A 12,848-nucleotide genomic window follows, 5' to 3' on the forward strand; every position below is an offset into this window, starting at 1 on the left:
AGGAGAGACTTGAACTCTCACACCTTGCGGCGCCAGAACCTAAATCTGGTGCGTCTACCAATTCCGCCACTTCCGCATCTATTCCTAACTGCTCTGATAAAAAGAACATTTAGGAATGGTGGCTACGACGGGATTCGAACCTGTGACCCCATCATTATGAGTGATGTGCTCTAACCAGCTGAGCTACGTAGCCAAAACCATATTTTTTGTTCTCAACGCTTTGTTGCCTTGTCGTTGGGAACGGCGCGCATTATGCGAAGTTGAGTGAGATCCGTCAACAGTTTTTTTTAATAAATTTCGGAAAAAACCTCGTTCGCTTCCTTTTTAAACAAAGAGGCGTGTTTATGATCTAAAACTGGAAATAAATTAGCTTGCAGTTGCGTAATTTATTTTTGTTCATTTACTTAAGGTATTAAAAAAGCCAGCTTAACAGCTGGCTTTTAGTGTAAATGAAGTGTTTAGAATTCATTCATTTAATTAAACATTGAAGCGGAAGTGTACAACATCGCCATCTTTTACGATGTAGTCTTTACCTTCTAGACGCCATTTACCTGCGTCTTTTGCGCCATTTTCACCATTGAATTGGATGAAATCGTCGTAACCAACTACTTCTGCACGAATAAAGCCTTTCTCGAAGTCAGTGTGGATCTTACCTGCCGCCTGAGGCGCAGTTGCACCAACAGGGATTGTCCAAGCACGTACTTCTTTAACACCTGCTGTGAAGTAGGTGTGTAGAGTCAGTAGTTCGTAACCAGAGCGAATTACACGGTTCAGGCCCGGCTCTTCGATCCCCATATCTGCTAGGAATTCTTCGCGATCTTCATCTTCTAGTTCAGATAGTTCAGATTCGATAGCTGCACATACAGGTACAACGACATTGTTTTCTTTTTCTGCGAACTCACGAACCGCATCTAGATATGGGTTATTTTCGAAGCCATCTTCGTTTACGTTTGCAATGTACATAGTTGGCTTCAGTGTTAGGAAGTTTAGATAGCCGATTGCTGCTAACTCTTCTTTAGATAGCTCAACTGTGCGTGCCATGCCGCCTTCAGTTAGTACTGGTAACAGTTTTTCTAGTACGGTTAGTTCAAATTTTGCGTCTTTATCGCCGCCTTTTGCCTTCTTCGCGTTACGTTGAATCGCTCGCTCACAAGAATCTAGATCAGCCATTGCAAGTTCGAGGTTGATCACTTCGATATCTTCGATAGGTGAAACTTTACCTGAAACATGAACAATGTTTTCGTTTTCAAAACAACGTACAACGTGGCCAATCGCGTCTGTTTCACGGATGTTAGCTAGGAATTTGTTACCTAAACCTTCACCACGTGATGCACCAGCAACAAGACCAGCGATGTCCACGAACTCCATCGTCGTTGGAAGAACTCTCTGTGGGTTAACGATCTTAGCTAGTGCGTCTAGACGTAGATCTGGCACAGGAACCACACCAGTGTTTGGTTCAATGGTACAGAACGGGAAGTTTGCTGCTTCGATACCCGCTTTAGTTAGTGCGTTGAACAGAGTTGATTTACCTACGTTAGGTAGACCAACGATGCCACATTTAAAACCCATGATAGTAACCTTATTCAGCTTTGAACGTGTGGAGGCGATTTTGTGCTTTAGATAGGCCATCCTTAATCAGGATATCTAGACAACGAACAGCCTCATCAGCTGCTGCATCTAAAAGCTCTTGCTCTTTAGCTGGCGCTTTACCTAATACAAAACCCGCCACTTTATCTTTGTGTCCCGGATGACCAATGCCAATACGAAGACGATAAAAATCTTTGTTATTGCCCAGTTTGCTAATGGTGTCACGCAGACCGTTGTGTCCACCGTGCCCCCCACCTTTTTTAAACTTAGCGACACCTGGCGGTAAGTCTAGCTCGTCATGAGCAACCATGATCTCTTCAGGTTTAATTTGATAAAATTTCGCAAGCGCTGCGATCGATTTACCTGATAGATTCATGAAGGTGGTTGGGATAAGCAAACGGAGATCCTGGCCATTGACCATAATGCGTCCTGTTAGACCAAAAAACTTTGGTTCGTTCTTCAGTGTAACGTTGTGAACGCGTGCTAATTCTTCTACAACCCAAGCGCCCGCATTGTGACGAGTTCTGGCGTATTCTGGTCCTGGATTAGCAAGACCAACAAGAAGTTTGATTTGTTGACTCAAGGTTAGGATCTCTCTGGAATCTCAAAAAGCGCAGTATGATAGCACAGAAAACTCGCGGTGGGCGACCAAGGGATTTTCTAGTTATCAGTACAAATAAAAAAACACCCCAAAGAGGGGTGCTTTTGAAATCAGTGTAACTGAAATGTTCGTATTAGTTGAACATTGCAGAGATTGACTCTTCGTTGCTGATACGACGAATCGCTTCAGCTAGCATGCGAGATAGGCTTAGTGTTGTCACTTTACCTGTTGCAGCCATCTCTTTAGACAGAGAGATAGAGTCAGTTACGATAACTTGGTCAAGAACTGAGTTCTTGATGTTATCCGCAGCGTTGCCTGAGAATACTGCGTGAGTAGCGTAAGCGAATACACGCTTAGCACCGCGCTCTTTTAGTGCTTCAGCTGCTTTACATAGTGTGCCACCTGTGTCGATCATGTCATCAACGATCACACAGTCACGACCTTCAACATCACCGATTAGGTTCATTACTTCAGAAACGTTTGCACGTGGACGACGCTTATCTACGATTGCGATGTCGATGTCGCCTAGTGCTTTTGCTGTTGCACGAGCACGAACAACGCCACCTAGGTCAGGAGATACCACTACAGGGTTATCTAGACCGCGAGCCTGCATATCTTCAAGTAGCACTGGCGTGCCGAAGATGTTGTCTACAGGTACATCGAAGAAGCCTTGAATTTGCTCTGCATGTAGGTCGATAGTTAGAACGCGGTCAACACCAACGTTAGATAGGAAATCAGCAACAACTTTTGCAGTAATTGGCACACGCGCAGAACGTACACGACGGTCTTGGCGAGCGTAGCCGAAGTAAGGGATAACTGCAGTGATACGGCCTGCTGAAGCACGGCGCATTGCATCAATCATAACAACCAATTCCATTAGGTTGTCGTTAGTCGGTGCACAAGTGGATTGAATGATGAAAACATCGCTACCACGAACATTCTCATTGATTTGAACTGCAACTTCGCCATCAGAAAAGCGAGAAACAGATGCATCACCAAGAGAGATGTAAAGACGATCAGCAATACGTTGGGCTAGTTCAGGTGTTGCGTTACCAGCAAATAGCTTCATATCAGGCACGGTGGAAACCTCGGGTTTGCGTCCAGTTTAAATAGGTCGGTGTGAGGCTGATTGGTATTCAGCCAAAGTCTCTTTTAATGGCGAAATATTGCGCCCTTGAGCGACAAATGCCGAGACTTTATCAGAGAGTTGTGCAAGGATAGTTTCTGCTTCAGATTTGCTCGAAAATTCAGCAAAAACGCAAGATCCTGTCCCCGTCAATCTTGACGGCGCGTATTGTAGCAGCCAAGAAAGTTGCTTATCAACCTCTGGGTAGAGCATTCGTACAATTTTTTCGCAATCGTTTACGCTTGGCGTATTTAAAAGTGTTTCTAGATCTCGTTTTGGGGTGTTTCGCGTTAGATCTGGATGACAAAAAACGTCGACGGTTGCGATAGATACATTCGGTCTGACGACTAAATACCACTTTTCTTCGGGATAAGCAGGAGAGAGTTTTTCACCAACACCTTCAGCAAAAGCTGCAAATCCGCGCACAAATACGGGCACGTCTGCGCCTAGTTTTAAACCTATTTCAGCCAGTTCGTCGTCAGTTAGATTCAGTTGCCATAAGTAATTCAGTGCCACTAATGCTGTAGCTGCATTCGATGAGCCCCCACCAATGCCTCCACCCATAGGCAGCACTTTCTGTAGCTCAATATGCGCGCCAAAAGGGCAGTTTGAGTAAGCTTGAAGCGCGGTTGCTGCTTTCCAAATTAAATTGTCTTGAAGAGGCACACCTTCTATCTCTGGAGAAATCGTAATATCACCAGAATGGTTCGCTTGAATGGTGAGCTCATCGCCGTGATCGACGAATTGGAATAAGGTTTGTAACTCGTGGTAGCCATTCTCTGTACGGCCGTTGATATATAGAAAGAGATTCAATTTCGCTGGTGATGGCCAGCGTGTTGAAAGTTCAATCATTGGGTGATGTTCCATTTTGTGATCACTAGATTTATTTTGACATCAGCTGTGGTGAGTTTCAGCTTATTTGGCAGAGGGAGAGACTGTTCATGCCATTGAACGTCGCCATATCGTTGATAAGCGATACTCCAATCATTTAAACCAATTTGTTTGTTTAACGCTTGCAGTGTATTGGTTGGAGACAGTTGGAATTTGTCGGCATCGGTCGGTAGACCTAATAGCCAGTCAGGCATGTGATCGACGGGCATCATCAACCCTGTAAGACGGTAAATCAGCTGATTAGCACTGCGAGAAGAAAGGACCTGATCATCGTAAGTTTCTACTGTGGCGCCTTGTGGGGTGATGGTGAGCTTTAATGCCGTTTGTCCGAGAATCGTTGTTAAACGCAACTGGCTTAGTGCTGAAGAATGTTTCCAGTAGAAGTTTAAATTTTGTCTTTGGTCTGGGCCAATATAACCAAGTTTCCCCGTTGCTTGAAAATCTTGGATGGTTTCGAGTCGCTGCTCATGAGCTTGCCATTCAACGCTGGTAACACTTTCAGGAACGGACGAACAACCAGCGAGCAGTAAGCTCGACAAGAAAAAAAGAATAAAGGAGCGTAACGTCATGTTTGATGGCTTATTAATCAGTTTCATCGGGAATCGCTCACAACTATAGCATTGAAAAGTCGCACTTAGGAAAACAAATCCGGCTTACCCTTTCAATAAATGCGTGCTTACAGTAAAATTCTGGACCTATTTTATAACCTATCCCAGAGATACCACGTTAGATGTCCTTGCTTGCTATTGGAATTAATCACAATACAGCGTCTGTCGACTTGCGAGAGAAGGTGGCGTTTGGTCCGGATAAACTCGGCCCTGCACTCGAGCAACTTAGAGAGCACGAAGCGGTTAACGGCAGTGTGATTGTTTCAACCTGTAACCGAACTGAGTTGTACTGCGATGTTAAGCAAGGAGCGCGAAACAAGTTGATCGATTGGCTTGCTCAATTTCATCAAGTGAGCCGCGAAGATTTAATGCCGAGTTTGTATGTTCATGAAGAACAAGCTGCAATAAAGCATTTGATGCGCGTATCGTGCGGTCTTGACTCTCTGGTGTTGGGTGAGCCTCAAATTTTGGGGCAGGTAAAGCAAGCATTTTCTGACTCGCGAGATCATCAAGCTGTCGATGCCTCGATTGATAAACTGTTTCAAAAGACGTTCTCAGTCGCCAAACGGGTAAGAACAGAGACAGATATTGGTGGTAATGCCGTGTCCGTGGCTTATGCGGCATGTACACTGGCAAAACATATTTTTGAGTCGTTATCAGATTCAACCGTGCTTTTAGTTGGTGCGGGCGAGACGATTGAATTGGTCGCGAAGCATTTAGCGTCCAACGGTTGCACAAAAATGATTGTCGCGAACCGCACTAAAGAGCGCGCGCAAGGCTTAGCGGACCAATTTGGCGCAGAAGTGATCAGTTTGAACGAAATTCCTGAACATTTGGCGAAAGCGGATATTGTGATTAGCTCAACGGCGAGCCCATTGCCTATTATTGGCAAAGGTATGGTCGAAACGGCTCTAAAGCAGCGCCGACATCAACCTATCTTGTTAGTCGATATTGCGGTGCCGCGAGATGTGGAGTCGGAAGTCGGTGAACTGAACGACGCATATCTGTATTCTGTTGATGACTTGCAATCTATCATCGACAGCAACATTGAGCAGCGTAAAGTCGAAGCGATTCAAGCTGAAGCGATTGTTAGTGAAGAAAGCGCTGCATTTATGACATGGTTGCGTTCACTGCAAGCCGTCGATAGTATTCGCGACTATCGCAAATCAGCCAACGAAATTCGTGAAGAGTTACTGAGCAAAAGTTTGCAATCTTTAGCGGCAGGCGCAGATCCGGAGAAAGTGCTGCGCGAGCTGAGTAATAAACTCACCAACAAACTGATTCACGCTCCAACTCGCGCATTGCAAAGTGCAGCAGAGCAAGGCGAACCAGCAAAATTAACGATTATCCGCCAAACACTTGGCTTGGATGATCTATAACTCACGCTTTTTATTAAGAAAACGACACTATGAAAGCCTCTATTCTGACTAAGCTAGAAACGCTAGTAGAACGTTACGAAGAAGTTCAACATCTTCTTGGTGATCCTGATGTAATTGGAAATCAGGACAAATTCCGTGCTCTATCAAGAGAGTACTCTCAGCTAGAAGAAGTAACCAAGTGCTTCCAAGCTTATCAACAAGCACAAGAAGATCTTGTCGCCGCTGAAGAGATGGCAAACGAAGACGACGAAGAAATGCGTGAAATGGCGCAAGAAGAAATCAAAGAAGCGAAAGCGACGATTGAGCGTCTTACTGATGAGTTACAGATTCTTCTTCTGCCAAAAGATCCGAACGATGATCGTAACTGTTTCCTAGAAATTCGTGCAGGTGCGGGTGGCGACGAAGCGGGTATCTTCGCGGGTGATCTATTCCGTATGTACAGCAAGTACGCAGAAAAGCGTGGCTGGCGCATCGAAGTCATGTCTTCAAACGAGGCAGAGCACGGTGGTTACAAAGAGATGATCGCGAAAGTAAGCGGCGACGGTGCATACGGCGTGTTGAAATTTGAGTCAGGCGGTCACCGTGTACAGCGTGTTCCTGCAACTGAATCTCAAGGCCGTGTGCATACTTCTGCTTGTACAGTAGCAGTAATGGCGGAAATCCCTGAAGCGGATCTGCCTGAAATCAAAGCAGCAGACCTGAAAATCGATACGTTCCGTGCATCTGGCGCGGGTGGTCAGCACGTTAACACCACGGATTCTGCAATTCGTATTACCCACTTACCAACGGGTACGGTAGTAGAGTGTCAGGATGAGCGTTCACAGCACAAGAACAAAGCGAAAGCAATGGCGGTTCTTGCTGCTCGTATCGTTCAAGCGGAAGAAGAGCGTCGTGCCGCAGAAGTGTCTGATACACGTCGTAACCTTCTAGGTTCTGGTGACCGTAGTGACCGTATTCGTACATACAACTACCCACAAGGTCGTGTGTCTGATCACCGTATCAACCTGACCATCTATCGTTTGAACGAAGTGATGGAAGGTGACCTGCAGAGCTTGATTGATCCTGTGATTCAAGAGCACCAAGCAGACCAACTTGCGGCGCTCGCAGAGAACGGCTAATCGATGAGCCAAGTTCAATCGATTGAGCAAGCACTGAAAAGTGCGACGGCGAAACTGGCAGAAGGCGGCAAAGAGTCGCCTTCTCTCGATGCAGCTGTACTCCTTTGCCATGTCCTTGGCAAACCACGAACTTACCTGCTGACCTGGCCAGAAAAAGCGTTAGAAGCAGAGCAAAAATCTCAGTTTGATGCTCTACTTGAACGACGTTTAACTGGTGAACCCGTCGCTTATATTATTGGTGAGCGAGAGTTTTGGTCTTTACCGTTTAAAGTTTCTCCTTCTACCCTGATACCTAGACCGGATACAGAACGTTTGGTCGAAGTTGCACTCGATAAGACCTACGAGCAAACTGGGCCTATTTTAGATCTTGGAACGGGGACGGGAGCTATCGCCATCGCGCTTGCATCTGAAATGCCAAAGCGTCAAGTGATGGGCGTAGACCTTAAGCAAGAAGCGAAAGCACTTGCAGAGTACAATGCTGAGCAGCTAAACATCAAAAATGTGACCTTTGCTCAAGGCAGTTGGTTTGAGCCTATTACAGAAGGTACGAAGTTTGCTTTAATTGTCTCCAACCCGCCATATATTGATGAAAAAGATCCACATTTATCCCAAGGCGATGTGCGCTTTGAGCCAAAATCTGCATTAGTTGCTAAAGAGAATGGCTTAGCTGATATTCGTCATATCTCGGATCTTGCTCGTCAGTATCTTGAAGTGGGCGGTTGGCTGGCATTTGAACATGGTTATGATCAAGGTGAGGCGGTGCGTGAGATAATGCGTGGCTTTGGTTACCAACAGGTCGCTACGGAAAAAGATTATGGCGGTAACGATCGAGTAACACTTGGTTGTCTGGCCAGTTAATCATGGAAGTCAGCAAACACTAACTAAAAAGAGAAGAAAAATGTACGTAGCTCTAAAACACATACACTTAGTGACGATCGCTCTCAGCGCGACGCTACTATCGATCCGATTCGTGTTAATGATGATGAACTCACCGAAGCGAAATAATCGCTTTTTGAAAGTGTTTCCCCACATCGTTGATACTGCATTGCTAGTGTCAGGTATCGCGCTTATTTTCATTACTGGTTTCATCCCGTTTACCGATGCCGCACCGTGGTTAACAAACAAAATCACCTGCGTACTGGCGTACATTGCGCTTGGATTCTTCTCATTGAAACTTGCGAAAAACAACCTACTGAAGATATTTGGCTTTTTCGGCGCATTAGGTTGGTTGGTCATGGCTGCAAACATTGCTGTGTCTAAGAGCCCTACGTTATTTGGATAAGACGTCATGTTAGAGTTTTTTGACGAAGATTTTGACAATATACCGTTGGTGGAAGGTGCGCTTGAGCTCAACAAAGCGATTAACCCAGAAACCAAAGTACATTGGGCGAAACAAGAGTTAGAGCGTCTTTACAAAGATGCAGAAGCCACGCTTGTTCATGAAACCGATGAAGAGCAACGATTTGATGCATTCCTACGACTGTTTTTCCACGAGTGGGGATTCAAAGGCGACGAGCAGGAATACTTTATTTCGGACAACAGCTTCATCGATAAAGTGTTGGAGCGCAGAAAAGGTATTCCTGTGAGCTTAGGTTCGATTTTGTTATACCTAGGCAAAAAGCTGGGGTTCCCGTTGAAGGGAGTTACTTTCCCTACTCAGTTCCTGTTAAAAGTCGACTGGATGCATAAGAAGCCAGACTACATCAATCCATTTAATGGTGAGTATGTAGGTGAAAGGATTCTTCAAGCTTGGCTTATTGGCCAGGAAGGACCGCTAGCTCAGCTAAAGCCTGAACATTTTGAGGAAGCTGACAACCCAACAATTATTGGTCGCTGGTTGGCATTGATTAAAAGTGCGATGTTGCGCGAAGAGCATTATACGCTGGCATTACGTTGTACGAATCTTGCTCTAACGTTTGTGCCAGATGATCCATACGAAATTCGTGACCGTGGTTTTATTTTCCAACAGCTAGAGTGCCCTCAAGTAGCGGTATCAGATTTTCAGTACTTTATTGACCAATGCCCTGACGATCCGGCTTCTGAGCTACTAAAATCACAAGTTAATGTGATGAGTGAAACGCACGTCACACTTCACTAATTTTATCGATGTGCCGAACTGTGGCGTATCGTGGACAGAAAAAGAGAATCAAAATGGAACAGAAAATCGTTAATATCGGCGACATTCAGGTTGCTAACGACAAGCCATTCACCCTATTTGCAGGTATGAACGTTCTTGAGTCTCGTGATCTTGCGATGCAGATCTGTGAGCACTACGTAAAAGTAACGGAAAAACTTGGTATTCCTTACGTATTTAAGGCGTCGTTTGACAAAGCAAACCGCAGTTCTGTTCATTCATACCGTGGTCCAGGTCTGGAAGAAGGTATGAAAATCTTTCAGGAGCTGAAAGACACTTTTGGTGTAAAGATCATCACGGACGTTCACACTGAAGCACAAGCTCAACCTGTCGCTGACGTGGTAGACGTTATTCAGCTTCCTGCATTCCTAGCTCGTCAAACTGACCTTGTTGAAGCTATGGCTAAAACAGGTGCGGTTATCAACGTGAAGAAACCTCAATTTATGAGCCCTGGTCAAGTGGGTAACATCGTTGAGAAGTTCGCAGAATGCGGTAACGACAAGATCATCCTATGTGAGCGCGGTTCTTGCCACGGTTACGATAACCTAGTTGTAGACATGCTTGGTTTTGGTGTGATGAAAAATGCTTCGAAAGGTAGCCCAATCATCTTTGACGTAACGCACTCACTACAAATGCGTGACCCATCAGGCGCAGCATCTGGCGGCCGTCGTGAGCAGACAGTTGAGCTTGCTAAAGCGGGTCTAGCGACAGGCATCGCAGGTCTATTTATCGAAGCGCACCCAAACCCAGACCAAGCGCGTTGTGATGGCCCATCTGCACTGCCTCTAGACAAGTTAGAGCCATTCTTAGCACAAATGAAATCGCTTGATGATCTGATCAAGAGCTTTGCAGATATAGATATCAAGTAAACGCCAGATGACTGGTGGTAACAAATACTATAGCCAACCGATGTTGGCTATTTTTTTATCTGAAAAACTGTAAATTCTCAAACTTGTTACTGATGAATTTGTTATTGCTAAACAATGCATCATAATTATTAAATCAATGTGTTAGGGTGCACGTGGTTTTCAAATAGATCCAATGCTTAAAATGTGCGTCAGTAATCCCAATAAGAAAAAGGTAAATAAATGAATCAGCGTCTGATGATCAAAACTGTTTTGAGTGCCGCTATCTTGGCCTCGTTAGCTGGGTGTGCTACGCAACCTGTACCAGAATGGAATGCCGATACAACCTATAAATTGACCGTATTGCACACTAACGATCATCATGGTCGCTTTTGGCAAAATCGATACGGTGAATATGGCATGGCGGCGCGTAAAACGTTAATCGATGATTTGCGCGAAGAAATACAGGCTGAGGGGGGGAGCGTGTTATTGCTTTCTGGTGGTGACATCAACACAGGAGTACCTGAGTCTGATTTACAAGATGCCGAGCCGGATTTTAAAGGCATGAGCAAAATTGGTTACGATGCGATGGCTCTAGGTAATCATGAGTTTGATAATCCATTGGATGTGCTATTCAAGCAGCAAGAGTGGGCAAACTTTCCGATGTTGTCTGCCAATATTTACGATAAAAATACTGGCAAGCGTTTATTCCAACCATACGCGATGTTTAAAAAGCAGGGCATTAAAATTGCGGTCATTGGCCTTACAACCGAAGACACAGCGAAACTTGGCAACCCTGAATTCATTGAACAAATTGACTTCCGTGACCCAAAAGAAGAAGCCAAGAAGTTGATTGCAGAACTGAAAGAGACAGAGTATCCAGATCTGATTTTTGCTGTCACGCATATGGGACACTATGAAAATGGTAATAGAGGCATCAATGCTCCTGGCGATGTGGCGTTAGCTCGTTATTTGAATGACGGCGATCTCGACATGATCGTTGGAGGACACTCACAAGAACCTGTGTGCATGGAAGGTCCAAACGTTATCAAAAAGAACTTTAAACCAGGTGATGAATGTCAGCCCGATAAACAAAATGGTACCTTTATTGTTCAGGCACATGAGTGGGGGAAATATGTGGGACGCGCCGATTACGAGTTTCGTAATGGCGAACTCTCGATGGTGAGCTACGATCTAATCCCTGTAAACTTGAAAAAGAAAGTTAAAGTTGATGGTCAGTCGCAACGAGTCTTTATCCAAGAAGAGATTAAACAAGACGAAATGATGCTTGAGTTTCTTCGTCCTTATCAAGAAAAAGGTCAGGGCAAGCTAAACGTGAAGATTGCAGAATCTAACGGTAAGCTTGAGGGTGACCGCAATGTGGTTCGTTACCAGCAAACAAACTTAGGTCGATTAATTGCAACGGCTCACATGGAACGTGCGAAAGCAGATTTCGCTGTAATGAATTCTGGTGGTGTTCGAGATTCGATTGCTGCGGGTGATATTACTTATAAAGACGTGCTCACTGTTCAGCCATTTGGCAATATGGTTTCTTACGTTGATATGACGGGTAAAGAGGTATTAGATTATCTAAATGTCGTTGCAACTAAGCCTGTTGACTCTGGGGCTTATGCACAGTTTGCCGGCATTGCGATGAGTATCAATAATGGTGAGGTAACCAATGTGTTCATTGGTAATAAGCAACTTCGCTTAGATGGTAATTACCGCTTTACCGTACCAAGCTATAATGCTGCTGGTGGTGATGGTTACCCTAAAATCGACGATCATCCAGGGTATGTAAATACAGGTTTTACCGATGCTGAGGTTTTGAAGGATTATTTAGAAACACACAGCCCTATTGATGTTAATGAGTATGCCCCTTCAGGTGAAATCACGTATTTAGTTGATACGGCGATTGATCAGTAACCCAACAGAGAAAAAGCGATTGACTCAAACTCGCTGATATCATTAACTAAAAGCGCAGATCCAATTCAATCTGCGCTTTTTGTTTTTATGAGGAGAATCTTGATGACTCCGGCCATTAATCTTGCGAAAAAGAAAAAAATTCCACACACGATTCATCAGTATGAGCATGACCCTAGAGCCGATAGTTATGGCTTGGAGGCTGCTGAAGTACTGGGGCAGGATCCGAAAACAGTATTTAAAACCTTGTTGTTCTGCTTGAACGGGGAGCCAAAGAACCTTGCGGTTGCGATTATCCCTGTTGATCAAAAGCTGAACCTAAAACTGGCGGCGAAAGCAGCGAAGGGCAAAAAGGCCGATATGGCTGATCCGGAAATCGCCCAAAAGACCACAGGTTATGTCGTTGGTGGAATTAGCCCACTAGGGCAGAAGAAAGCCTTACCTACTTTTTTGCACGAAAGCGCAGCAGAGCAAGACACAATCTGTGTGAGTGCTGGTAAACGTGGTTTAGAAATTGAGTTAGCCCCGAGAGATTTGCTGAGCTTAACTCGCGGTCAGTTTGCACCTCTTTGTTTGTAAACTCATGACAAATAAAAAGGACGCTCATGAGCGTCCTTTTTTGATCTTGCCTGTCAG

The 12,848-nt window shown here is 44.8% G+C and carries 13 protein-coding genes and 1 tRNA gene; 8 read left to right on the plus strand and 6 right to left on the minus strand.

Features of this window, described 5'->3' with window-relative positions; genetic code table 11:
• Positions 1-116: 116 nt before the first annotated feature.
• The 6 genes from R7044_RS21995 to lolB all read right to left on the minus strand — a co-directional run bounded on the left by R7044_RS21995 (position 117) and on the right by lolB (position 4,801).
• Positions 117-193 (minus strand) — tRNA-Met (locus R7044_RS21995).
• Between the two features lie 284 nt (positions 194-477).
• Complete coding sequence (gene ychF / locus R7044_RS22000) at positions 478-1,569, minus strand: redox-regulated ATPase YchF (RefSeq protein WP_005393178.1); 1,092 nt, start codon at positions 1,567-1,569, stop codon at positions 478-480.
• Positions 1,570-1,579: 10 nt separating this feature from the next.
• A complete protein-coding gene (gene pth / locus R7044_RS22005; RefSeq protein WP_005384112.1) occupies positions 1,580-2,170 on the minus strand; it encodes an aminoacyl-tRNA hydrolase in 591 nt (196 codons plus the stop codon).
• A gap of 151 nt (positions 2,171-2,321) precedes the next feature.
• Entirely contained in the window at positions 2,322-3,266 is a 945-nt protein-coding gene (locus R7044_RS22010) for a ribose-phosphate pyrophosphokinase (protein WP_005393176.1), read from the minus strand.
• 27 nt (positions 3,267-3,293) lie between these two features.
• Complete coding sequence (ispE, locus tag R7044_RS22015; protein ID WP_005384108.1) at positions 3,294-4,166, minus strand: 4-(cytidine 5'-diphospho)-2-C-methyl-D-erythritol kinase; 873 nt, start codon at positions 4,164-4,166, stop codon at positions 3,294-3,296.
• Positions 4,163-4,801 carry a lipoprotein insertase outer membrane protein LolB gene (gene lolB / locus R7044_RS22020; protein WP_017634843.1) on the minus strand — a complete coding sequence of 213 codons (639 nt, stop codon included), beginning with the start codon at positions 4,799-4,801 and terminating at the stop codon, positions 4,163-4,165. The genes ispE and lolB overlap by 4 nt, the downstream gene beginning before the upstream one ends.
• 134 nt (positions 4,802-4,935) lie before the next feature.
• Between lolB and hemA the strand changes: the two genes are divergently transcribed.
• From hemA to ybaK, 8 genes are all read left to right on the plus strand, one after another.
• A complete protein-coding gene (hemA, locus tag R7044_RS22025) occupies positions 4,936-6,192 on the plus strand; it encodes a glutamyl-tRNA reductase (protein WP_005384104.1) in 1,257 nt (418 codons plus the stop codon).
• 29 nt (positions 6,193-6,221) lie between these two features.
• The gene (gene prfA / locus R7044_RS22030; RefSeq protein ID WP_005382222.1) at positions 6,222-7,310 is read left to right on the plus strand and encodes a peptide chain release factor 1; all 1,089 of its coding nucleotides are present in this window, start codon (positions 6,222-6,224) and stop codon (positions 7,308-7,310) included.
• A 3-nt stretch (positions 7,311-7,313) separates the two neighbouring features.
• Positions 7,314-8,168 carry a peptide chain release factor N(5)-glutamine methyltransferase gene (gene prmC / locus R7044_RS22035; RefSeq protein WP_017634841.1) on the plus strand — a complete coding sequence of 285 codons (855 nt, stop codon included), beginning with the start codon at positions 7,314-7,316 and terminating at the stop codon, positions 8,166-8,168.
• A 40-nt stretch (positions 8,169-8,208) separates the two neighbouring features.
• The gene (locus R7044_RS22040; protein ID WP_005382225.1) at positions 8,209-8,592 is read left to right on the plus strand and encodes a SirB2 family protein; all 384 of its coding nucleotides are present in this window, start codon (positions 8,209-8,211) and stop codon (positions 8,590-8,592) included.
• A gap of 6 nt (positions 8,593-8,598) precedes the next feature.
• Positions 8,599-9,408, plus strand: coding sequence for a SirB1 family protein (locus tag R7044_RS22045; protein WP_005384098.1), 810 nt, complete (start codon positions 8,599-8,601; stop codon positions 9,406-9,408).
• Between the two features lie 53 nt (positions 9,409-9,461).
• Positions 9,462-10,313 (plus strand): 3-deoxy-8-phosphooctulonate synthase, encoded by an 852-nt coding sequence (kdsA, locus tag R7044_RS22050; protein ID WP_005384095.1) that lies wholly within the window; start codon positions 9,462-9,464, stop codon positions 10,311-10,313.
• 219 nt (positions 10,314-10,532) lie between these two features.
• Positions 10,533-12,215 (plus strand): bifunctional UDP-sugar hydrolase/5'-nucleotidase UshA, encoded by a 1,683-nt coding sequence (gene ushA, locus R7044_RS22055; protein ID WP_213896185.1) that lies wholly within the window; start codon positions 10,533-10,535, stop codon positions 12,213-12,215.
• Between the two features lie 102 nt (positions 12,216-12,317).
• A complete protein-coding gene (gene ybaK / locus R7044_RS22060; protein WP_005382231.1) occupies positions 12,318-12,791 on the plus strand; it encodes a Cys-tRNA(Pro) deacylase in 474 nt (157 codons plus the stop codon).
• Positions 12,792-12,848: the final 57 nt, after the last annotated feature.

The sequence above is a fragment of the Vibrio sp. 1402 genome (genome assembly GCF_033340275.1).

Excerpts from the sequence above, each read along its gene's own strand:
- ychF (WP_005393178.1), bottom strand. The coding sequence starts at position 1,569 with ATGGGTTTTAAATGTGGCATCGTTGGTCTACCTAACGTAGGTAAATCA.
- ispE (WP_005384108.1), bottom strand. The coding sequence starts at position 4,166 with ATGATTGAACTTTCAACACGCTGGCCATCACCAGCGAAATTGAATCTC.
- lolB (WP_017634843.1), bottom strand. The coding sequence starts at position 4,801 with ATGAAACTGATTAATAAGCCATCAAACATGACGTTACGCTCCTTTATT.
- hemA (WP_005384104.1), top strand. The coding sequence starts at position 4,936 with ATGTCCTTGCTTGCTATTGGAATTAATCACAATACAGCGTCTGTCGAC.
- prfA (WP_005382222.1), top strand. The coding sequence starts at position 6,222 with ATGAAAGCCTCTATTCTGACTAAGCTAGAAACGCTAGTAGAACGTTAC.
- prmC (WP_017634841.1), top strand. The coding sequence starts at position 7,314 with ATGAGCCAAGTTCAATCGATTGAGCAAGCACTGAAAAGTGCGACGGCG.
- R7044_RS22040 (WP_005382225.1), top strand. The coding sequence starts at position 8,209 with ATGTACGTAGCTCTAAAACACATACACTTAGTGACGATCGCTCTCAGC.
- R7044_RS22045 (WP_005384098.1), top strand. The coding sequence starts at position 8,599 with ATGTTAGAGTTTTTTGACGAAGATTTTGACAATATACCGTTGGTGGAA.
- kdsA (WP_005384095.1), top strand. The coding sequence starts at position 9,462 with ATGGAACAGAAAATCGTTAATATCGGCGACATTCAGGTTGCTAACGAC.
- ushA (WP_213896185.1), top strand. The coding sequence starts at position 10,533 with ATGAATCAGCGTCTGATGATCAAAACTGTTTTGAGTGCCGCTATCTTG.
- ybaK (WP_005382231.1), top strand. The coding sequence starts at position 12,318 with ATGACTCCGGCCATTAATCTTGCGAAAAAGAAAAAAATTCCACACACG.